Source organism: Geodermatophilus sp. URMC 64, assembly GCF_053502555.1.
In genome coordinates this window covers 5,478,439-5,497,854 of sequence record NZ_CP199955.1, presented here as the reverse complement: position 1 = coordinate 5,497,854, position 19,416 = coordinate 5,478,439, and the positions used below count along the sequence as shown (strand labels likewise).

The following is a 19,416-nucleotide window of genomic DNA, read 5'->3' as shown; positions in this document are numbered from 1 at the left end:
GAGGCCCAGCACCGTGCCTCGATCCTTTCGTGAGCTCCTCGGGATGCTGCTGAACCGCATCCGGCGCGTCCCCCGCCCGTGGCGGCGCGTGCACGACGTCCGTGGCGGCCTGCAGGCGCAGGTGCAGCTCGGGATCCTCCGGGCGGTGGTCCTGCTCGCGCGCCCACTCGGCCAACGCGGCGCGCACCGGGTGACCTGGCTGCTGGCCCACCTGTTCGAGCCGCACAACGACGCTGTGGTCGACACCGGCCACGGCCGTTTCCTCGTGCCGCTGGGCGACGGGTACGCGGTCAAGCTGCTCGACCCGACGTACCACTACGAACCCGAGCTCGAGCCGTACTTCGCCGCGGCCATGCGAGCCGGCTGCGCGTTCCTCGACGGCGGCGCGAACCTCGGCTACTGGAGCGTCGTCACCAGCGACGAGTGCGACGAGCCCGGGCGCGTGGTCGCCGTCGAGCCCGTGCCGGCCGTCTTCGAGCGGCTGCGGGAGAACGCCCGGCTCAACGCCGACCGCTTCGTGTGCCAGCAGGCCGCTTTGTGGTCGGAGCCCGACGTGGACCTCACCATGGTCAGCCACCCGCAGTGGCACGCCGGCTCGCGCGTGCTGCACGGCCCACGGGCCGCGGCAGCGGGGCAGTACACGACCTGCGTCCCCACCACGACGATCGACCGCGTGGTGCGCCGCTACTGGCCGGACGAGCGGCCGCTGCTGATCAAGCTGGACGTCGAGGGCGCCGAATCCGCGGCGCTCGCCGGCGGCGAGGACACCCTGGCCAACCGCGACGTGGTCCTGATCTTCGAGGACCACGGCAGCGACCCCGAGCACACCGCGACCCGGGCGGTGCTCGAGGGCCTCGGCTTCCGGGTCTACGCCTGCACCAGGAACGGGCCGGTCGAGATCGGCGAGCTGGACGACGTGGGCCGGATCAAGACCGACACCGTCCACGGGTTCAACTTCCTCGCCTTCCATCCCCGCAGCACGATCGGGCCCGCCGTCCTGGCTGCGGCCGCCTGACGCCGGATGCGCGAGGACTCGGGAGCGGGCTATCGCGCCGGTGGCCCCGGCCTGGCGAGCACCAGCACGGCCAGGGCCGCGGGGATCAGGGGCGCCGCGATCAGCCACAGCAGCCACGGGTGCTGGCCGGCGAGTCGGAGGACGGTCGCGCCGGCCAGGGGAGCGAGCAGGCCCGCGCAGCCCCACCCGGTGAAGACCCGGCCGTAGGCGGCCGAGAAGGCGTCCGGACCGACCCGGTCCGCGGTGGCCGCCGGGACCAGCGAGGACACGGCGCCGTACGCCAGTCCCGTACCGAGAAACCCGGCCAGCACGACCGGGGGAGACGTGGGCCCGGTGAGGCCGCCCAGGCCCACGGCGGCGGTCGCCAGCGCGACGGTGAGGGCCGGCAGCCGCCCGATCCGGTCGGAGGCCCAGCCGGCCGCCAGCCGCCCGAGCAGGTTGCCGGCCGCGAGTGCCGACACGGCGAGCGCCGCCGTCTGGGGACCCAGGTGCCGCTCGCCGGCCAGCGGGACGGCGAGCGCGAAGAGCGCCAGGCCGGGGGCGGTCCCGCCGGCGAAGACCAGCCACAGCAGGATCACCGGCCCGCGCGGGGGACGAGCTGCCCGGGCGCCCGGCCCGGCGGGTCCGATCCGATCCGTGGGGGCGTAGTGCGCGGCGACGGCGAGCAGCACGGTCACGACGACCGCGAGGCCGACGAGGTAGGACCGCCAGCCCACGCCCTGCAGGGCGGAGGGCGCGACCAACCCGAGCAGTACTGGGCCGGCGGCGTAGGCGGCGACGACGAGACCGGTGGCGGTGCCGCGCCGTCCCTCCGGCGTCCGTGCCGCGAGCCCGACCGCGACCCCGTAGCCCAGCCCGTTGGCGATGCCGAAGAGCAGGGCGACCCCGGACCACAGCGCGAGCGGTCCGCCCGCGGCCGCTGCGAGGAGCAGTCCGGCCCCGCCGGTGGCGGCCGCCGCGGAGAGCACCCGGCGGGGGCCGTACCGCCGCTGGGCGGGTCCCACGCACAGCAGCACCGCGCTGAAGACGACGATCGCCGTCGCGAAGACGGCGGCGGAGGCCCCCGGTGACATGCCCACGCCGGCCGCGGCGTCCTGCGCCACCAGGCTCCAGCCGAACAGGGTTCCTGCCGCCAGGTTCGCGGCGATCCCGGCCAGGAGGGGGCGCGCCGAGGCGGCCGTCGTCCCGGCCGTGCCGGACGGCGTCTCGCCACCGTCCCGGGCGGATGGGGACATGACCCTGCTCCTGCGCGTCGGTGTCGTCGAGTGTGGTCCCCCCTAGGGTCGGGTCGGGGCCAGCTCGGCGAGCAGCGTGCGGACGCGGGCATCGATGTCGTCCACGATGCGCCGCACCGTGTCGGCGTCCCGGCCCGCCGGATCGTCGACGGCCCAGTCCTCGTAGCGCTTGCCGGGGAAGACCGGGCAGGTCTCCCCGCAGCCCATCGTGATCACGACGTCGGCGGCCCGAACGAGGTCGGCGTCGAGCCTGGTCGGGGTGTGGTCGGTGACCGGCAGGCCGCGTTCGGCGAGCACCTGGGCGACGACCGGGTTGACCCCGGCGCCGGGCTCCGACCCGGCGGAGCGGACCTCGACGGCGTTCCCGGCGTGGTGGCGGGTGAGCACCTGGGCGGCGACGGAGCGGCCGGAGTTGTGGATGCAGGCGAAGAGGACGCTGGGCGTTCGGCTCATCGGGCCTCTCCTGTCGTGGGGTTCTCGTGCGGGACGACGGCGGCGTCGGCGCGTGCGGCGATGTGCGGGTGGAGCAGCGCCACGGCGGCGACCCCGGCCGCGCCGCCGAGCAGCTGCATGAGCACGAACATCGGAACCGAGGCCGGAGCGATGCCGGCGAAGGTGTCCGACAGCATCCGGGCGACGTCGATCATCGGGTTGGCGAAGCTGGTGGACGACGACCAGAAGTAGGCGGCGGTGATGTAGGCGCCGACCGCGAACGGGGCCAGCCCACCGCGACCGGCGCGGACGAGCCCGAAGATCAGCACCACCAGCCCGAAGGTGGCCAGTGCCTCGGAAAACCACAGCCCGCCGCCGGAGCGGTCGTGGGTGGACAGGTGCACCGCCGGCAGGTCGAACATCAGGTTGGCCGCGACCGCGCCGGCCACGCCGCCGGCCAGCTGCGCCGGCAGGTAGGCCGCGACCTGGCGACCGCTCACCCCGTCGAAGATCCGATCGGCCAGGGTGACGACCGGGTTGAAGTGCCCGCCGGAGACGGGGCCGAAGGCGAGGATCAGCGCGACCAGCCCGGCGCCGGTGACCAGGGCGTTCTCCAGCAGCTGCAGGCCGGTGTCGCCGGGGGAGAGCCGCTGGGCGGCGATGCCGGAACCGATGACGACGGTGACCAGTCCGGCGGACCCGAGGAACTCGGCGGCTGCCTGACGGGCCAGCACAGGCAGCGGCATCAGCAGCAGTCGGGGTCGATCACCCGGCACAGCGCGCCGAGGGAGTCGCGGCGGGCCCGGTAGTAGACGTTCATCCCGCGGCGCTCACCGTCGCTGATCATCCCGGCCTTGCGCAGCACCGCCAGGTGGTGGCTCACCGTGGCCTCGGTCAGCCCGACGGCCGGCGCGAGGTCGCAGGTGCACACCTCGTCGGCGGCGAGCAGCATCGACATCAGCCGCACCCGCACCGGGTCCGCGAGCGCCTTGAGCCGGACCGCCACCTCGAGCGCCGCGTCGGCGTCCATCGGCGCGGCCGCGACCGGGGCGCAGCAGATCGGGGCGGTCGTGTCGATGACGGGCAGGGCCTTCGGCATGGCCCCCATCGTGCCAACCCTGTTGACATACGTCAAAGACGTTGGCAACCTCTCCAGCGTCCGAGTTAGATGAACGTCTAATCCTTGCGAGGTGCCGCATGTCCCGCATCCAGCTCGCCCTCAACGTCGACGACGTCGAGGCGGCCACCGCGTTCTACGCCACGCTGTTCGGCACCGAGCCGGCCAAGCGCCGTCCCGGCTACGCCAACTTCGCCATCGCGAACCCGCCGCTGAAACTGGTGCTGCTCGAGAACCCCGGCCAGGGAGGCACCCTCAACCACCTCGGTGTGGAGGTCGCCTCGGTCGACGAGGTCGACGCCGAGCAGACGCGCCTGGCCGCGCACGGCCTGGCCTCGGTCGACGAGCGCGGCACCACCTGCTGCTACGCGAAGCAGGACAAGTTCTGGGTCGAGGGAAGTCCCGGCGGCGAGCGGTGGGAGGTCTACACCGTCCTGGCGGACAGCGAGACCTTCTTCAGCGAGACCTGCGACGGTCCCCGGTGCTGCGGTAGCGACGCGAGCCAGGCGGCCGGTGGCGCCGAGCCGGCCGCATCCGCCGCCTGCTGCTGACCGGTCGAGGAGGTTCACGATGACGACGACAGACCTCGATCAGCTCCTGGTCACCGGCCACGCGGCCGACCTGCGCCGGCGGGCCGCCGGCGCGCGGCTCGCCGCCCTCGCCCGGTGCTGCCGGCCGGGCGCCTGGGCGCGGACCGGCCACCGCGTGCAGCGCTGGGCCGAGCGCCTGGCCACCAGGACGTCGCGCGACGCGGCGTGCTGCGCCCGGGCATGACCACGCCGCCCGGAGTGGAGGTCCCGCCGGTGCTCGTCCGCGAGGCGACACCGGCGGACCTGCCCGCCGTCCGGGAGCTCGTCGCCCGGGCCGGCCTGCCCCTGGACGGGCTCGACGACGCCGCCGTCCTGGTGGCCGAGGTCGACGGCCGGCTCGCCGGGACGGTGGCGCTGGAGCGGCACGGCGGCGGCCCGCGGACCGCGTTCCTGCTCCGCTCCGCCGCGGTCGAGCCGGACCGGCGCGGCCGCGGCGTCGGCGCAGCGCTCACCGCCGCCGCGCTCGAGCGGGCCGACGCCCTCGGCGCACCGGTCGCCCTGCTCACGGAGACCGCCGCCGGCTACTTCCCGCGCTTCGGCTTCGCGCCGGTTCCGCGCGAGGACCTGCCGGCCGAGCTCACGGGCTCGGCCGAGCTGCAGGGCGCCTGCCCGGACACGACCCACGCCCTGCTCCGTTCCGGCCGCGGCTGACAGACCGGTCGGGACGGCGCGCCCATGTGCAGGGCGTGGGCTGTCGCCGGAGTGACGCCGCCGTGATGCTGCGCGGTCACGCTGTGCGGGCAGCAGTGTCCGGGAGGGTGCGGCGATGGCGGACGTGGACGACGAGGTGGCTCCACCGTTCCCGGTCGAGCGGCCGGCCAGCCGGCCCTGGCGCGAGGGTGCGGTCACCCGGGCCAACGAGCTCGAGACGTTGCGGCGGTGGCTGGACTCCTTGCACGCGGAGGCGAGCGAGCCGGGCCGCACGGCACGCCGCGAGCTGTCCACCGCCATCCACCGGCACCTCGAGATCGCCCGCCGGACCGCCGCCGGGGATCGAAGCGTGTGGCGGGGGATGACCGGCGCCAGCCTGCAACGCACCGCAAGCAACCTGGACGCAGCCGAGGCGACGCTGCTGCGCCTGGCGCCGGCGGCCTACCTGGAGGGCCAGCTGCCAGGACTGCTGACCCATGTCCGCCGGTACCTCGCCGTGACCGATGCGCGCAGGGTGGAGCTGGAGGCACTGGTCGCGCAGCGACAGGCCACGAAGCGGAGCCAGAACGGGGGCCGGACCCGGGCGTCGTCGGCCCGCGTGGAGGCTTTCACCGAGGAGGAGCGCGGTGTCATCGTCGCGGCGGTGCGGGCGGCGAGTTCCGAAGAGGTCCGTGCGCTCATGCAGGCGCAGAGCTTCCGCAACACCCTGGTCGTCACCTCGACCATCCTGATCCTGCTGGCCGCCATGGCCGCCGTCCTGAGCATCAGCAGCCCGGCCACGGTCCCGCTGTGCTTCGCCCCCCAGAGCGACGACCGCGTGACGGTCGTCTGTCCCACGTCGCAGCGGGCGGTCCGAGAGGACGGCGCGGACGCAGGGACCACGCCGTCCGAGGCGGTCGACGAGACCATCCGGGACGCGGCCGGCCGGTGGGACCTGCTCACCGTCGAGGCGCTCGGCCTGGCCGCGGCCGCCATCTCCGCCACCGTGGCCCTGCGCAAGGTCCGCGGTAGCAGCACACCGCTGGCCATCCCCGTCGCGCTGGCGGTCCTCAAACTCCCGCTCGGCGCACTCACCGCCGTCCTCGGGATCCTGCTCATGCGCGGCGGGTTCGTGCCCGGCCTGAGCGCTCTGGACTCCTCCGCGCAGATCCTCGCCTGGGCCGTGGTCTTCGGCTACGCCCAGCAGACGTTCACCCGGTTCGTCGACCAGCAGGCCGGCGCGGTCCTCGACAGGGTGAAGAGCCAGCCGTCGGTGGAGATCCCCGCTGCGGCCACCGAGGCTGCAGCCCGGCACCCGGCTCCCGACGGCGGGGACACGACAGCAGGTCAGCCGGAGCAGGCAAAACGGTGGCGCCGGGCACTCCGCCGCAGCCGAACCACCCCACAACGATCATGAGCGCGGGCCGCGGACCCGTTATCAGGCCACCACGGGAGGCGGCTCGAGCGCGATCTCGTGCAGGTCGACGTCGGCGGGCGCGTCCAGCGTCCAGGCGACGACCTGCGCGAAGCTCTCCGGGGAGACGCACCGGGCCGGGTCGAACTCGTGCCCGAACCGGCCGCGCACGGTGCGCAGCAGCTCGGTCGCGACGCCGCCGGGGAAGATGCTGGTCACCCGCACGCCGTGCGGCGCCTCCTCGAGGCGCAGCGCGTCGGCCAGTTCGGTCAGCGCCGCCTTGCTCGCCGCGTAGGCCGACCACCGGGGGACGGCGTGCAGCCCGGCGACGGCGTTGACGAACACCACCCGCCCGCGCGCCGCGCGCAGCGCCGGGAGGAGCGCCCGGGTGAGCTCCGCCGGACCGGTCACGTTGATGGCGAACATGTCCTGCCAGAGCTCGTGCGGGGTCTCCTCGACGGCGGCGACGTCCGCGATGCCGGCCGCGTGCACCAGCGCGTCGACCCGGTCGAGGGCGCGCAGCGCGGGTGGCAGGTCGGTGGGCGCGCGCAGGTCGAGCGGGGCGGGCGTGGCCGACGTCCGCTCGCACAGTGCGTCGAGCGCGGACGTCGGCCGGGCGACCGCGACCACGGCGTCCCCGCGCTCGACGAAGCATCGGACCAGCGCGGCGCCGATCCCGCCCGTCGCGCCGGTGACCACCACGCACCGCTCCATGCGGCCAGCATGGCAGCCGACACGCCGTCGCCGACGTCCCCGATCGGGATGACCGACCGGCGTTCCCGGCCCCGCACGCGGGGAAAACCGCAGCTTGTCGACAAGGCGGCGCCCTGTGCGGCGGGTCATCCGCCGTCCGGCGGGCCCGCCGCAACGAATCGGTGACGGGGGCGACTCCGGCCTGCGCGAACGGGCGTGTCGCGGGAGGGAGGTCCGTAACTTTCCCGGCTACCGCGACACCTTCCCCGGTCGCGGCCAGGACGTGTGTGAGGAGACCCCGCGTGAGCGTTGGTGTGGCGCTGATGTGGCCTGCGGTGGCCGCGCTCGGTTTTCTCGCACTGATATGCCTCGTCGTCGCCCTGGGCGCCAGCTCGACCGCCCGCTACGAGTTCGAGCGCAACCGGGTGCCGCAGCAGCAGCGGTCCGCCGCACGCGGGGCGAGTGCGCACCCGGCGGGCAGCCGGGCCGCGACCGGGCCCGCCGACGCCCCCGGCGGGGAGACCCGGCGCGAGGCCGTCGGCGTGGCGGTCCGGCCGGTCGCGCCCCCGGCCGGCGTCCCGTCCGGCACCGGGTGGTGGCTGGTCCAGGACGCCGAGGACGGCGCGGGCCATCACGTCGTGGCCGGCCCCTTTCCCGACCGGCTGGACGCCGATTGGGCCGCCCTGGCGGGCAACCTCCCGGCCGTTGCGGCGCACGGTGTGCTGCGTGCCGACGGCGGCCTGACCCTGCGGCCCACGCCCGAGGAGCTGGCGTGGCTCGGCGTCCTCGGCGAGCAGCTGGACCGGCTGGACGACGACTGGGACGACCTGCTGACCGACACCGATCCGCTGACCACCCTCGTCGTGGAGGTGGCCGCGGCGCTGGTCGAGGCCGGACTGCCGCTGCACGACTGCGCGCAGCGCACCCCGGCTCCCGGCGGCACGGCCGGCGGGGTGTGCCTCACCCCCGAGCTCGCGCGCGGCGGCGTCCTGGTCGGCTGGCACGCGCACGACCGCATGAGCGTCGAGCACTCGCGCGGGGCGTACGCCGACGCCGCGGTCGCGCTGGCGATGAACGCCGCCGTCACCGAGGTCCTGCTGCAGCTCGGCTTCGCCGTCGAGGCGTCCGAGTCGGCGGGGGGCTGCCTGGTGACCGCGCTCCGGCGCTGACCCCGGTGGGCTTTCTGTACCGAAGCCCACCGAGGCCGCCATCAGGAGCCGAGGAGCTTCGCCTTCTGGGCGGCGAACTCCTCCTCGGTGAGGATGCCGGCGTCGCGCAGCTCGCCGAGCTTGCGCAGCTGCTCGACCAGGTCCACCTGCGGCGCGGCGGGAGCGGGCGGCGCCGCGGGCATCCCGTAGGGGACGCCGGGGGTCTGCACGTGCACGTACTGCGACTGCCGTTCGATCGTCTTCTCGTGCCGCGCCTCGCTGATCAGCGGCGGCCCTCGCGCGCCGACGGCACAGGATGGCCAAGGCGGCCCCGGCCCGCCAGGGGTTCGGCCGCCTCAGGTGCGCCGGCGCGTCCAGCCCAGGGCTGAGGTGGCCAGGAAGAGCAGCAACCCCACGACGGCGAGCCAGAACAGTCCCTTGACCACCGCCCCGATGACGATCAGGGCGAGCCAGACGATCAGCAGCAGTACCAGGAATCCGAGCACGGGGTCCTCCCGGGGTAGGCGCTGCCGACGGTAGCGCGGTCAGGAGGAGGGGAGGGTGACGACGGCGTCGTCGTCCAGGACGTCGGCGGCCGAGCCGACGAGCTGCGGATCGGGCGTGCCGACGACGTCCGGGTCCTTGCCCTCGTAGTCGAAGAGGGAGAGCACGTGCCGCATGGCCTCCAGACGGGCCCGCTTCTTGTCGTTGCTCTTGATCACCGTCCACGGTGCGTCGGCGGTGTCGGTGTGCAGGAACATCACCTCCTTGGCCTCGGTGTACTCGTCCCACTTGTCCAGCGAGGCCAGGTCGGTGGGTGAGAGCTTCCACTGCCGCACCGGGTCGATCTGCCGCACGATGAAGCGGCTGCGCTGCTCGCCGCGGGTGACGGAGAACCAGAACTTGACCAGGGCGATGCCGCTCTCGACGAGCATCCGCTCGAACTCCGGCGCCTGGCGCATGAACAGCTGGTACTCCTCGTCGGTCGCGTAGCCCATCACCCGCTCCACGCCGGCGCGGTTGTACCAGGAGCGGTCGAACAGCACGATCTCGCCGGCCGCCGGCAGGTGCTGCACGTAGCGCTGGAAGTACCACTGGGTCTGCTCGCGCTCCGAGGGCTTGTCCAGCGCCACCACGTGGGCACCGCGCGGGTTGAGGTGCTCGGTGAACCGCTTGATGGTGCCGCCCTTGCCGGCGGCGTCGCGGCCCTCGAAGACGATCACGAGCTTCTGGCCGGTGTCCTTCACCCAGCCCTGCAGCCGGAGCAGCTGGATCTGCAGCTTCCGCTTCTCGACCTCGTACTCGCGGCGCTCCATCCGCTCGTCGTAGGGATAGTGCTCGCGCCACGTCTCCACCCGCTCGCCGTCGGGGCCGTAGAGCTCCCGGTCGTCGTCCCAGTCCTCGTCGGAGTCCTCGTCGGGCAGCGCGTTGAGCCGCCACTGCTTCAGGTCGATCAGCTCGCCGGGCCGGCCGTCGACGGGGGAGAACCGCGGGAAGGAGGTCACGGCGACTCCCTACCCGGGGCGTGCGGCCGTCTCACCGCAGCCGGAGGGCGGCAGCAGGCGGACCTCGAACACGAGGTCGCGGGCCGCGACGACCCGCTGCAGGTCGTCCCACGGCCGGTCGCCGACGGCGACCTTCTCGCCGCACGCGGTGCGGCAGTGGATTGCCACCGGCCGCGCGGGCCCGACGTCCCCGCCCGGCTCGTCGGGGACGACCGTGCGCAGGGCCAGCTCACCGAGCCAGCCGGCCCGGTTGTCGACCACCAGCCGCCCGGACCGCGGCCAGGCCACCGACGGCGGGACCACCACGACGCGGACGCCCAGCGCGGTGAGCACCCCCGCCGCGCCGCACACGATCCGCCGCCGCCGCGAGGTGTCCGGACCGTGACCACCGCCCGGAGGCGCCGCGTCCGGTTGCCGAAGAGTGGCTACCGCAGGTTCCGCGCCGCGGCCGCGAGGGTGCGCGCGGTGAGCCGGCCGTCGGCCAGGCCGAGGGCGACGACGTCGTCGAAAACCGCCTGGTCCGCTGTGGCGGCGCGGAACGCGGCGTCCATCAGCCGCGGCCACGCCGAGAGCCGGGAGGCGGCGGCCGACGAGCGCAGGTGCGCGCCCAGCCGCCGTCGCAGCGCGGTGCGCAGGACCCGGCCGGCATCGGCACCGTGCGCCGCGGCCTCCCCTGCGAGGGCACCGGACAGGACCGCGTAGAAGATCCCCTCGCCGGTCAGCGGGTTGATCAGGCTCGCCGCGTCGCCGGCGAGGAGCACCCGCCCGTCGGGCTGCCGGGGCCGGCCGGTGGACAGCGGCAGCCGGTGGGCGCGCAGCTGCACCGGTTCGGCGTCCGGGAGCAGCCGGTGCAGGCCGTCGAGCAACCCCTGCCGCGTCGCCCCGCCCGACACCAGCTCGCCGTAGCCGACGTTGGCCCGCCCGTCGCCGATCGGGAACGACCACGCGTAGGCCGGCCAGCGCTGCGCGGTGGTGACCAGGGTCAGGGCGCCGCCGTCCCGGGTGGGTGCGTAGCCGCGGATCGCCACGGCCAGCCGGGCCGGCGCGTTGGTCGGGACGCCGAGCGCCCGGCGGACGGCGGACTCGGCCCCGTCGGCCCCGACGACGACGCCGGCCCGGAGGTCGCCGTCCACGACGACGCCGTCCGCTCCCGGCTCGATCCGGCGGACGGTGCGCCGTCGGAACGCGGCGCCGGCCGCCCGCGCCGCCGCGAGCAGCCGGGCGTCGAGCACCTCGCGGGGGATGACGAAGGAGGGGCGGGCCGTCGCGCGGGCGACGGTGGCGCCGCCGGGCGAGCGCAGCGACAGCCGTGGCACGGGGGGGAAACCGGCGGTGAGCGGTGCCGTCGCGACGCCCAGCCCGGCCAGGACGTCGAACGCCTCGGCCGCCACGGCGTCGCCGCAGACCTTGTCGCGCGGGAAGTCGGCGCGGTCGAGCACGAGCACCCGCGCGCCGGTGCGGACGGCGGCCAGCGCGGCCGCCGACCCGGCCGGGCCGCCGCCCACCACGACGACGTCCCAGCGCTCCACGGCGCGAACGCTAGGCGGTCAGGTCGCCGTCCACCCGGGGCGCCGTCCGCCCCCGGGTGCTTTATCCCGATAAAGCATGCTCAGGCCGCGGGTGGACGGTTGGCGGTCCACTTGCGGGCGGGGTGCTCGTAGCCGTCGATGAACGCCAGCAGCCCGTCGGCGTCGGTCACCACGCCCAGCGCGTCCAGCCGCCGGGCGTCGAGGTAGCCGTCGTCGACCATGCGCCGCAGCTGGGCGAGCAGCGGCTGCCAGAACCCGTCGACGTCGAGCAGCGCCGTCGGCTTCTCGTGCAGCCCGAGCATGCCCCAGGTCCAGGCCTCGAACAGCTCCTCGAGGGTGCCGGCGGCGCCGGGGAGCGCGACGAAGGCGTCGGCGAGCTCGGCCATCCGGGCCTTGCGCTCATGCATCGAGGTCACGACCTCGAGCCGCGGCAGGCCGGGATGGGCCAGCTCGTCGTCCACCAGGTGCTGCGGGATGACGCCGACGACCTCGCCGCCGGCCGCGAGCGCGGCGTCGGCGACCACGCCCATCAGGCCGACGTGCCCGCCGCCGTAGACGACGCCCACGCCCGCGCGGGCCAGACCGGCGGCGAAGGCGGCCGCGGCATCCCGGTGCGCGGGCGGGCCGGCCTGGGACCCGGTGAAGACGGCGACACGCACGATCCTGCTCAACCCCCGTAGGCCCGGGTGACCCACTCGGCGATGCAGACCGGCTTGTCGCCGCCCTCACGCTCGACGGTGATGGCGAACGTGTTCTGCAGGCCGCCCTGGATCTGCTGCGAGTCCTGCAGCACGACCCGCGCGCGGACCTTCGAGCCGACCGGCACCGGTGCCGGGAAGCGCACCTTGTTCAGCCCGTAGTTCACGCCCATCACCGCGTCGGAGATCTGGTAGGTCCCCGACGCCAGTGGCACAAGGAGCGAGAGGGTCATGAACCCGTGCGCGATCGGGCCGCCGAACGGGCTCTCCGCCTTGGCCCGCTCGACGTCGACGTGGATCCACTGGTGGTCACCGGTCGCGTCGGCGAACTTGTTGACCGCATCCTGGGAGATCTCGTACCAGTCACTCGTCCCCAGCTCCTGGCCGACCAGGCCGGGCAGCTCCGCCAACGTCGTCGTCGTGGTCATGCCGCGATCCTGCCAGCCCGCCGCCGAACCCTCTCAGCGGCGCAGGACGTCTTCGACGAGGCCGATCTCCATGGCCGCGATTCCGGCGGGGAACGACTCGAAGACCCGCGCGCGCTCAGCCGACCCGTGGTAGCTCTCCTCGGCCGCGGCGAACGCCGCCGCGTCGCCGTCGTGCTCGACCGCCCAGGTGAACGTCTCGTTCTCGTGGTCGGCGTAGGCGAACAGCAGGCGGAAGCCGAACTGCTCGCGGGTGGGGATCAGGGCGGGGAACCAGTCGAGGAACGCGGGCAACCGCCCGGGCTCCATCCGGTAGCGGCGCAGTTGGACGGTGCTCATGCCGGGATCCTCGCAACCGGCCCGGCGGCTCGGACGCCGCCGGTTGCACCGGGCGGGTTCACTGGCTGCGTGTTCACCTCCACCGACGGCTGGACGACGTGCGCGCTGGGACACCGGCACTGGGGCCGGGCCGGCGCCGCTGGGCTGTTCCTGCACCGCGCGGGCGCGGAGGGCACCGAGGTGCTGCTGCAGCACCGCGCCTCCTGGTCGCACCACGGCGACACCTGGGGCACACCCGGCGGGGCGCTGCACGTGAACGAGTCGGCCGAGGGCGGCGCGCTGCGCGAGGCCCGGGAGGAGCTCGGGCTGCTGCCGCACGACGTCGTCCTCGGGCCGTCGTCGGTCGACGACCACGGGGGCTGGTCCTACACGACGGTGCTCGCCCAGCCGGCCCGCTCCATCGAGCCGGGCGACCTGCGGCTGGACGGCGAGAGCAACGGGGTGGCCTGGATCGCGCTGCGCCGGCTCGACGAGGTGCCGCTGCACCCCGGTCTGGCCGCGTCCCTGAGCCGGCTGCAGGACCTGCTGCGCGACGCCGGCGCCGTCTTCTGACTTTTCGACACGCCGAGCCCCCGGTTTGTGACCGCCTGCAACGGGGGAAGAGCCGTCGGCCCAGCACGTGCACGACCGAAGGAGCCGGTCCTGTCCAGCCCACGCCACCGCGCTGCGGGCACCGCATCCTCCGGCCGCTTCGGTCTCGGTCACGCGCGGCACGCCCTGCGCGGTCGCGGCCGGGCCCGCGCCTTCCTGCTGGTCTCCTTCGCCTGCGGTTTCCTGCTCGTCGCCGCGCCGATCGCACTGCTCCTCTCCGGCCCGCCCGGCTCGGACGCCGGGAACTCCGGCGTGTTCAGCGGCGGTTCGGGTGGGGACGACGGCGCCGACTCCCGCGGCGGTGCCAGCAGCACCTCGGCTCCGGGCCGGCCGGGCATCGCGACCGAGTCCGCCTCGCGCCCGGCCGCCGGCGGTGGGCCGGCCCCCGCCGACGGCGGCCCCGCGGCCGGCGGCGCCCCTGCGGGCGAGCTCGCGGTCGGCGGGGCCACCGGTGGAGGGGGAGGCTCGGCCACCGGCCCCGGTGGCTCGGCGACCGGCGCCGGCGGCTCGGGTGGTTCGGCCGGCGGCGCGGTGTCGGCCGGGCAGCCCGCCGGGTCCGGGCGCGGGTCGGCCGGCGGCTCGACGGCCGGCGGTTCCGTCGGCGGCTCGACGGGCGGCGGTCCGACAGACGGGTCCACCGGCGGCGGGTCGACCGGCGGCGGGTCGACCGGCGGCGGCGGGTGGGCCGGAGGCGGCGGGTCGACCGGCGGCGGCGGGTCGACCGGGGGAGGCGGCACCACCGGGGGCGGCGGCTCGACCGGAGGCGGCGGGTCGGCCGGCGGCGGCGGCTCCGACGGCGGGGACGACGACTGCCTCTGCGGCACCGTCGGCGACGTGCTGGACGACGTCGGGGACACCGCGGGCGACGTGGTCGGCGGCGCGACCGGCGCGGTGGACGGCGTGACCGACGGGGTCGGCGGCGTCGTCGGCGGCCTCGTCCCCTGACCGGGCGTGAGGACTGCCGCACTAGGTTCGCAAGGCATGAGCGCCCGCGACGACGTCTCCGAGATCTTCGACAGCGCGGCGTGGCGCCCGGTGGAGGGCTGCGACTTCGCCGACCTGACCTACCACCGCGCGGTCGACGCCGGCGTCGTCCGGATCGCGTTCGACCGTCCCGACGTCCGCAACGCCTTCCGCCCGCAGACCGTCGACGAGCTGATCACCGCGCTGGACCACGCGCGGCTGTCCACCGACGTCGGCTGCGTGATCCTCACCGGCAACGGCCCGAGCACGAAGGACGGCGGCTGGGCCTTCTGCTCCGGCGGCGACCAGCGGGTGCGCGGCCGGTACGGCTACGAGCACGACAAGGGGCGCAGCGCGGGCCGGCTGCACGTGCTGGAGGCGCAGCGGCTCATCCGGTTCATGCCGAAGGTCGTGATCTGCGTCGTCCCCGGGTGGGCCGCCGGCGGCGGGCACAGCCTGCACGTCGTCTCCGACCTGACCCTGGCCAGCGCCGAGCACGCCCGGTTCAAGCAGACCGACGCCGACGTCGGCAGCTTCGACGGCGGGTTCGGCTCGGCCTACCTCGCCCGCCAGGTCGGCCAGAAGTTCGCCCGCGAGATCTTCTTCCTCGGCGACGAGTACACCGCCGACGACGCGCACCGCATGGGCATGGTCAACAAGGTCGTCGCGCACGCCGAGCTCGAGCGCACCGCGCTGGACTGGGGCCGCCGGATCGTCGCCAAGAGCCCCACCGCGCAGCGGATGCTCAAGTACTCGTTCAACCTCATCGACGACGGCCTGGTCGGCCAGCAGCTGTTCGCCGGCGAGACCACCCGGCTGGCGTACATGGCCGAGGAGGCCGTCGAGGGCCGCGACGCCTTCCTCGAGAAGCGCGACCCCGACTTCAGCCGCTTCCCCTGGCACGTCTGAACCGCGCTTTTTCGGGCTAAAGCACCACGGGATGACGAGGAGGTCAGCACGTGATCGTCGAAGTGGTGGGCGGAACCGATGAGCGGCCGCAGGTGAAGGTGGTCGACGTCGACGACCTGACGCGGCTGCACCTGGCCCTGGGCGCGGTCACCGACGAGGAGGCCGACCAGTCCCTGCGGGACGCCGGGCTCGGGCGGCTGCCCGACTCGGACACCGGAGTCCTGGACATCGAGGCGTTGCGGAAGGCCGCGCAGCCGCAGAGCAGCGCGCCGGACTGGCTCGAGCGCTGGGAGGGGATGGTCGCCGTCGCCCGGGACAAGGGGTGGCTCAGCGAGGACGGCGGCAGCCTGCAGGTGCACGTGGAGAGCGCCGCCGGCGCCTGAGCGACGAGGACGTATCGGTTCCGGTTCCGCCCCGACCGGAGGCCTGTTGCGTGCGGTCATTGTGGTCACTACACCATTGGGGCCAGGATGACCGGGTGAGCACGACCGAACGTCTCGGGAACCGGGCGTGAGCGGCACGCCGGGGCGCCCGCTCAGCGCGGAGCTCTCCGAGCAGCTGGTCGCCGTCGCTGTCGACATCCTCGCCGAGGAGGGCTGGGGCCGGCTCAACAGCGACCGGATCGCCGCCCGCGCCCGCGCGGGAAAGGCCGGCATCTACCGCCGGTGGTCCACCATGGCCGCGCTGGCCCGCCACGCGGTCGGCCGGTTCACCCTGGTGGACCTGCCGGAGGACGCCGGCTCGCTGCGCGGTGACCTGGCCGCGCTGGTCGCCCCCTGGGGTTCGCCGTTGACGCGCGAGGAGCGCGCCGCGGCCAGCCTGGTCGGCGCCGCGCGGCACGACGAGGACCTGCGCGCCGGCCTCGACTCGGCGCTGGTGCAGCCGCTGGCCGCCGCCGTGCAGGAGCTCGGCGCGCGATCGGCCGCGCGCGGCGAACCGATCGACAACCGGCGGCTCGCGCTGCTGGGCTCGGTGCTCGAGGCGTTCTGGTGGCAGCGCTACACGGCGGCGGGGGACGGCGCGATGACCCCGGAGCAGGTGCAGCGGGTCGTCGACGACGTCCTCATGCCGGTCGTGGAGCCGACCTCCGAGGCCGCCCGGGTCTGACCGGCGGGGTCAGCCGGCGCGGCGGACGTCGCCCGGCCAGCCCGTGACCGCGGCCGGGCGCCCCTGCAGCGGGCCGAGCCCCTGCTCCAGCTGGACCAGCAGCCCGTCGATCAGCGACCCGATGAGGGCTGCCGAGTGCGCGGCGTCCCCGCGCTCCAGCAGCACGGACCGCTGGCTCACCAGCAGCACGCGCGCGACCGACAGCCAGGTCGCCGCGGTCAGCGCCGCCGCGGTCGCCGGGTCACCCGGCACCGGCCCGCCGGGAGCGTCGTCCCCGTTCCAGGCCTCGGCCAGGGCCTCGGCGAGCCGGGTCTCGGACTCGTTCACCAGTTGCAGCTCCCGCGTCTTCAGCGCAGGGGAGCCCTCGATCGTGGCGACGAAGCTGCGCCGCTCGCCGCTCGCGTGCGCGCCGGCGAGCCCGGACACCACCTCGACCAGGTACTCGCGCAGCGCCCGCAGCGGTGACACGGCGGCCGGGCGGTTGCGCACCGCCGCGGCGGGACCTTCCACCCACGGCGTGCGGCCGTCGAAGAAGAGCTCCTCCTTGGTCGGGAAGTGGTTGAAGACCGTCTGGACGGCGACGTCCGCCTCGCCGGCGATGTCGGCGATGGTGACCGCGTCGAAGCCGCGCTCGGCGAACAGCCGCTGGGCGACGGTGCGGATCTCGGCGCGGGTCCGCGCCTTCTTGCGGGCACGACGGTCCTGGAGCTCACTCACGGTGCTAAGTGTATCGACGCAAAGTATTGAAGGACTGAGCAAAACGCGTCTGATCCGTGATCACCGGTGTGATGTGGACCAGTCCTCCACGACCGTGCGCGCCCAGGTGCCGACGAGCACCGGCAGGTCGATCACGTCGAGATCGGCGGCGACGTCGGCGATCGTCGACTGCCACGCCGCGGGACGGCGCCCGGTGGACAGGTCGAGGCCGAAGCGGGCGCCCAGCCGCTCGAGCGCGTCGCCGGCCCCGCCGTCGGCGTGCTGCACGGCGTAGGCGTCGTCGGCCAGCTGCACGGCCGCCCCGGCCCGTGGGTCCGCGGCAGCGTCCTCACGCAGACCGCGCAGGGTCACCTCGAACAGCCGGGTGCAGGAGGCCGAGGCGCCGGGGTGCGCGCGGCCGTCCTCGGGGACGGCGGCGAGCACGGCGCCGCAGCCGGGGCAGGCGACGGCGGTCGAGGACGGAGCAGGCACCCGCCGATCCTGCCGCACCCCGGCGACCGTCGCGGGACGGGGCCGGTCAGGATGGCCAGGTGCGGACGACTGCCGCGGTGCTGCGGGCGCCGGAGACCGAGTACGAGGTCGTGGAGCTGGAGGTGGCCGACCCGGGCCCCGGCGAGGTGCTGGTCGAGATGGCCTACGCCGGTCTCTGCCACTCCGACGAGCACCTGCGGCACGCCAACCCGGGCGGCCGGTACCCGATCGTCGGCGGGCACGAGGGCTCCGGCGTCGTCCTCGCGGTCGGCGACGGGGTGACGGCCGTCGCGCCGGGCGACCGCGTCGTCACCAGCTTCCTGCCCGCCTGCGGGCACTGCCGCTTCTGCGCGGCCGGCCGGTCGAACCTCTGCGACAAGGGCGCGACGATCGCCACCGGGCAGCTGCCGAGCGGGCGCTGGCCGTACCTGCTCGACGGCGAGCCGCTCGGCGGGTTCTGCATGGTCGGCGCCTTCGCCCGGCACGCGCTGCTGTCGGAGTTCTCCTGCGTCCGGATCGATCCGCACGTGCCGCTGGACACCGCGGCGCTGCTGGCCTGCAGCGTGCCGACCGGCTGGGGCTCGGCGGTCTACTCCGGCGGGGTGCGGCCGGGTGACACGGTGGTCGTCGTCGGCCTCGGCGGCGTGGGGGTCAACGCCGTCCAGGGGGCACGGCACGCCGGGGCGCAGCGCGTGATCGGCGTCGACCCGGTGGCCATGAAGCGGGAGTTCGCCGCGTCGCTCGGGGCCACGCACGTCGTCGCCGACGCGGCGGAGGCGGCGCCGCTCGCCCGCGAGCTCTCCCGCGGCACCGGCGCCGACGTCGTCGTCGTGACCGTCGGGAAGATGGGCCCCGACGTCATGGCCGGCGCCGTCGCCTGCCTGGGCAAGGGCGGCACGCTGGTGCTGACCGCGCTGGGCGACCGGCCGCACGACGCCGACGTGCTGCTGCGCGGCCAGGTGACGACGGTGTTCGAGCACCGCATCCAGGGCGCGCTCTTCGGCTCGTGCAACCCGTTCCGCGACATCCCGATGCTGCAGCGCCTGCACGAGGAGGGCGGGCTCGAGCTCGACCGGCTGATCTCGAAGCGGTACACAATCGAGGAGATCACCGAGGGCTACCGCGCCCAGGCCGCCGGCGAGACCATCCGCGGCCTGCTCGTGCACGCGTGACCGGTGCTTTATCGGGCTAAAGGCCCGTCGTGAGCTCAACCATCGCCGTCCTGGACGTCGACGGCACCCTCGTCGACTCGAACTACCACCACGCGCTGGCCTGGTACCGGGCGTTCCGCTCGCTCGGCGAGACGTTCCCGATCTGGCGGCTGCACCGGCTGATCGGGATGGGCGGCGACCAGCTCGTGGCCGCGATCGGCGGCGAGGAGCTCGACCGGCGGATCGGCGACGAGGCCCGCAAGCGGCAGGTCGAGGAGGCCGACAAGCTCATCGGCGAGATGTCCGTGCTGCCCGGCGCCCGGGAGCTGCTGCTCGCGATCAAGGACCGCGGCCACCCGCTGGTGCTGGCCAGCTCGGGCAAGGAGCACCACGTCGACGCGTTCCTCGACCTGCTCGACGCCCGCGGCATCGCCGACGCCTGGACCTCCAGCAACGACGTCGAGGAGTCCAAGCCTGCGCCGGACCTGCTGCAGGTCGCGCTGAAGAAGATCGGCGCCCCGGAGGACGCCGACAGCGTCATGGTCGGCGACTCGGTGTGGGACGTCGAGGCGGCCAAGAACGCCGGGATGCCGGCACTCGTCGTGCGCTCCGGGGGCTTCGGGGACGACGAGCTGCGCGACGCTGGCGCCGTCGACATCTTCGACACCCCCGCCGACCTCACCGCCGCCCTCGACCACACGCCCTTGGCCTGAAAGAGGACCCTCCTGCCCCCCACC

Annotated in this window: 28 protein-coding genes; 13 read left to right on the top strand and 15 right to left on the bottom strand. The window is 74.9% G+C overall.

Annotation, left to right across the window (positions count from 1 at the left end; all coding sequences use genetic code 11):
- The first annotated feature begins 43 nt into the window (after nucleotides 1–43).
- Complete coding sequence (locus ACWIYF_RS26985; protein ID WP_448625905.1) at nucleotides 44–1,015, top strand: FkbM family methyltransferase; 972 nt, start codon at nucleotides 44–46, stop codon at nucleotides 1,013–1,015.
- A gap of 29 nt (nucleotides 1,016–1,044) precedes the next feature.
- On the opposite strand, the gene ACWIYF_RS26980 is transcribed toward ACWIYF_RS26985, so the two are convergent.
- The 4 genes from ACWIYF_RS26980 to ACWIYF_RS26965 are packed head-to-tail and all read right to left on the bottom strand — an operon-like array spanning nucleotide 1,045 to nucleotide 3,781.
- On the bottom strand, nucleotides 1,045–2,250 hold the full coding sequence (locus tag ACWIYF_RS26980) for an MFS transporter (RefSeq protein WP_448625904.1): 1,206 nt from the start codon (nucleotides 2,248–2,250) through the stop codon (nucleotides 1,045–1,047).
- 42 nt (nucleotides 2,251–2,292) lie between these two features.
- Nucleotides 2,293–2,703: an arsenate-mycothiol transferase ArsC gene (locus ACWIYF_RS26975; RefSeq protein ID WP_448625903.1), complete on the bottom strand. Its 411-nt coding sequence runs from the start codon at nucleotides 2,701–2,703 to the stop codon at nucleotides 2,293–2,295.
- Nucleotides 2,700–3,428, bottom strand: a complete 729-nt coding sequence (locus ACWIYF_RS26970) for an aquaporin (protein WP_448625902.1) — start codon at nucleotides 3,426–3,428, stop codon at nucleotides 2,700–2,702. Before ACWIYF_RS26970 ends, ACWIYF_RS26975 begins: the two co-directional genes overlap by 4 nt.
- The gene (locus ACWIYF_RS26965) at nucleotides 3,428–3,781 is read right to left on the bottom strand and encodes an Rv2640c family ArsR-like transcriptional regulator (protein ID WP_448625901.1); all 354 of its coding nucleotides are present in this window, start codon (nucleotides 3,779–3,781) and stop codon (nucleotides 3,428–3,430) included. The genes ACWIYF_RS26970 and ACWIYF_RS26965 overlap by 1 nt, the downstream gene beginning before the upstream one ends.
- 98 nt (nucleotides 3,782–3,879) lie before the next feature.
- Here ACWIYF_RS26965 and ACWIYF_RS26960 point away from each other — a divergent pair, with 98 nt between their 5' ends.
- The 4 genes from ACWIYF_RS26960 (at nucleotide 3,880) to ACWIYF_RS26945 (ending at nucleotide 6,436) form a co-directional block, all read left to right on the top strand.
- On the top strand, nucleotides 3,880–4,350 hold the full coding sequence (locus tag ACWIYF_RS26960) for an ArsI/CadI family heavy metal resistance metalloenzyme (protein WP_448625900.1): 471 nt from the start codon (nucleotides 3,880–3,882) through the stop codon (nucleotides 4,348–4,350).
- A gap of 19 nt (nucleotides 4,351–4,369) precedes the next feature.
- Nucleotides 4,370–4,573, top strand: coding sequence for a hypothetical protein (locus ACWIYF_RS26955; RefSeq protein ID WP_448625899.1), 204 nt, complete (start codon nucleotides 4,370–4,372; stop codon nucleotides 4,571–4,573).
- A complete protein-coding gene (locus ACWIYF_RS26950) occupies nucleotides 4,570–5,040 on the top strand; it encodes a GNAT family N-acetyltransferase (protein ID WP_448625898.1) in 471 nt (156 codons plus the stop codon). Before ACWIYF_RS26955 ends, ACWIYF_RS26950 begins: the two co-directional genes overlap by 4 nt.
- A gap of 115 nt (nucleotides 5,041–5,155) precedes the next feature.
- Nucleotides 5,156–6,436, top strand: coding sequence for a hypothetical protein (locus ACWIYF_RS26945; protein WP_448625897.1), 1,281 nt, complete (start codon nucleotides 5,156–5,158; stop codon nucleotides 6,434–6,436).
- Nucleotides 6,437–6,457: 21 nt separating this feature from the next.
- Here ACWIYF_RS26945 and ACWIYF_RS26940 read toward each other — a convergent pair whose 3' ends face one another.
- Nucleotides 6,458–7,147, bottom strand: coding sequence for an SDR family oxidoreductase (locus ACWIYF_RS26940; protein WP_448625896.1), 690 nt, complete (start codon nucleotides 7,145–7,147; stop codon nucleotides 6,458–6,460).
- 281 nt (nucleotides 7,148–7,428) lie between these two features.
- Between ACWIYF_RS26940 and ACWIYF_RS26935 the strand changes: the two genes are divergently transcribed.
- Nucleotides 7,429–8,295, top strand: coding sequence for a hypothetical protein (locus tag ACWIYF_RS26935; RefSeq protein WP_448625895.1), 867 nt, complete (start codon nucleotides 7,429–7,431; stop codon nucleotides 8,293–8,295).
- A 41-nt stretch (nucleotides 8,296–8,336) separates the two neighbouring features.
- Here the strand turns inward: ACWIYF_RS26935 and ACWIYF_RS26930 are convergent, their stop codons facing one another.
- The 8 genes from ACWIYF_RS26930 to ACWIYF_RS26895 all read right to left on the bottom strand — a co-directional run bounded on the left by ACWIYF_RS26930 (nucleotide 8,337) and on the right by ACWIYF_RS26895 (nucleotide 12,770).
- On the bottom strand, nucleotides 8,337–8,510 hold the full coding sequence (locus ACWIYF_RS26930; RefSeq protein WP_448625894.1) for an SHOCT domain-containing protein: 174 nt from the start codon (nucleotides 8,508–8,510) through the stop codon (nucleotides 8,337–8,339).
- 120 nt (nucleotides 8,511–8,630) lie between these two features.
- The gene (locus ACWIYF_RS26925; RefSeq protein ID WP_448625893.1) at nucleotides 8,631–8,780 is read right to left on the bottom strand and encodes a hypothetical protein; all 150 of its coding nucleotides are present in this window, start codon (nucleotides 8,778–8,780) and stop codon (nucleotides 8,631–8,633) included.
- A gap of 39 nt (nucleotides 8,781–8,819) precedes the next feature.
- The gene (gene ppk2, locus ACWIYF_RS26920) at nucleotides 8,820–9,779 is read right to left on the bottom strand and encodes a polyphosphate kinase 2 (RefSeq protein ID WP_448625892.1); all 960 of its coding nucleotides are present in this window, start codon (nucleotides 9,777–9,779) and stop codon (nucleotides 8,820–8,822) included.
- Nucleotides 9,780–9,788: 9 nt separating this feature from the next.
- Nucleotides 9,789–10,130: a hypothetical protein gene (locus tag ACWIYF_RS26915; protein ID WP_448625891.1), complete on the bottom strand. Its 342-nt coding sequence runs from the start codon at nucleotides 10,128–10,130 to the stop codon at nucleotides 9,789–9,791.
- 74 nt (nucleotides 10,131–10,204) lie between these two features.
- Entirely contained in the window at nucleotides 10,205–11,308 is a 1,104-nt protein-coding gene (locus ACWIYF_RS26910; protein WP_448625890.1) for an NAD(P)/FAD-dependent oxidoreductase, read from the bottom strand.
- A gap of 80 nt (nucleotides 11,309–11,388) precedes the next feature.
- On the bottom strand, nucleotides 11,389–11,967 hold the full coding sequence (locus ACWIYF_RS26905; protein WP_448625889.1) for an LOG family protein: 579 nt from the start codon (nucleotides 11,965–11,967) through the stop codon (nucleotides 11,389–11,391).
- Between the two features lie 8 nt (nucleotides 11,968–11,975).
- Nucleotides 11,976–12,434 carry a MaoC family dehydratase gene (locus ACWIYF_RS26900; RefSeq protein ID WP_448625888.1) on the bottom strand — a complete coding sequence of 153 codons (459 nt, stop codon included), beginning with the start codon at nucleotides 12,432–12,434 and terminating at the stop codon, nucleotides 11,976–11,978.
- A 33-nt stretch (nucleotides 12,435–12,467) separates the two neighbouring features.
- On the bottom strand, nucleotides 12,468–12,770 hold the full coding sequence (locus tag ACWIYF_RS26895) for a hypothetical protein (RefSeq protein ID WP_448625887.1): 303 nt from the start codon (nucleotides 12,768–12,770) through the stop codon (nucleotides 12,468–12,470).
- A 69-nt stretch (nucleotides 12,771–12,839) separates the two neighbouring features.
- Here ACWIYF_RS26895 and ACWIYF_RS26890 point away from each other — a divergent pair, with 69 nt between their 5' ends.
- The 5 genes from ACWIYF_RS26890 to ACWIYF_RS26870 all read left to right on the top strand — a co-directional run bounded on the left by ACWIYF_RS26890 (nucleotide 12,840) and on the right by ACWIYF_RS26870 (nucleotide 16,340).
- Complete coding sequence (locus ACWIYF_RS26890) at nucleotides 12,840–13,322, top strand: NUDIX domain-containing protein (protein WP_448625886.1); 483 nt, start codon at nucleotides 12,840–12,842, stop codon at nucleotides 13,320–13,322.
- Between the two features lie 27 nt (nucleotides 13,323–13,349).
- Nucleotides 13,350–14,306, top strand: coding sequence for a hypothetical protein (locus ACWIYF_RS26885; protein WP_448625885.1), 957 nt, complete (start codon nucleotides 13,350–13,352; stop codon nucleotides 14,304–14,306).
- A 36-nt stretch (nucleotides 14,307–14,342) separates the two neighbouring features.
- Nucleotides 14,343–15,233: a 1,4-dihydroxy-2-naphthoyl-CoA synthase gene (locus ACWIYF_RS26880; RefSeq protein WP_448625884.1), complete on the top strand. Its 891-nt coding sequence runs from the start codon at nucleotides 14,343–14,345 to the stop codon at nucleotides 15,231–15,233.
- Between the two features lie 50 nt (nucleotides 15,234–15,283).
- The gene (locus tag ACWIYF_RS26875) at nucleotides 15,284–15,616 is read left to right on the top strand and encodes a hypothetical protein (RefSeq protein WP_448625883.1); all 333 of its coding nucleotides are present in this window, start codon (nucleotides 15,284–15,286) and stop codon (nucleotides 15,614–15,616) included.
- Nucleotides 15,617–15,743: 127 nt separating this feature from the next.
- Nucleotides 15,744–16,340, top strand: a complete 597-nt coding sequence (locus tag ACWIYF_RS26870; RefSeq protein WP_448625882.1) for a TetR-like C-terminal domain-containing protein — start codon at nucleotides 15,744–15,746, stop codon at nucleotides 16,338–16,340.
- Nucleotides 16,341–16,349: 9 nt separating this feature from the next.
- On the opposite strand, the gene ACWIYF_RS26865 is transcribed toward ACWIYF_RS26870, so the two are convergent.
- Nucleotides 16,350–17,057, bottom strand: coding sequence for a TetR/AcrR family transcriptional regulator (locus tag ACWIYF_RS26865; protein WP_448625881.1), 708 nt, complete (start codon nucleotides 17,055–17,057; stop codon nucleotides 16,350–16,352).
- Nucleotides 17,058–17,117: 60 nt separating this feature from the next.
- Nucleotides 17,118–17,528, bottom strand: a complete 411-nt coding sequence (locus tag ACWIYF_RS26860) for a DUF5946 family protein (RefSeq protein ID WP_448625880.1) — start codon at nucleotides 17,526–17,528, stop codon at nucleotides 17,118–17,120.
- A 59-nt stretch (nucleotides 17,529–17,587) separates the two neighbouring features.
- Between ACWIYF_RS26860 and ACWIYF_RS26855 the strand changes: the two genes are divergently transcribed.
- Both ACWIYF_RS26855 and ACWIYF_RS26850 read left to right on the top strand, forming a co-directional pair.
- Nucleotides 17,588–18,700 carry a Zn-dependent alcohol dehydrogenase gene (locus ACWIYF_RS26855; RefSeq protein ID WP_448625879.1) on the top strand — a complete coding sequence of 371 codons (1,113 nt, stop codon included), beginning with the start codon at nucleotides 17,588–17,590 and terminating at the stop codon, nucleotides 18,698–18,700.
- 29 nt (nucleotides 18,701–18,729) lie between these two features.
- Nucleotides 18,730–19,392 carry an HAD family hydrolase gene (locus ACWIYF_RS26850; protein WP_448625878.1) on the top strand — a complete coding sequence of 221 codons (663 nt, stop codon included), beginning with the start codon at nucleotides 18,730–18,732 and terminating at the stop codon, nucleotides 19,390–19,392.
- Nucleotides 19,393–19,416 lie beyond the last annotated feature (24 nt).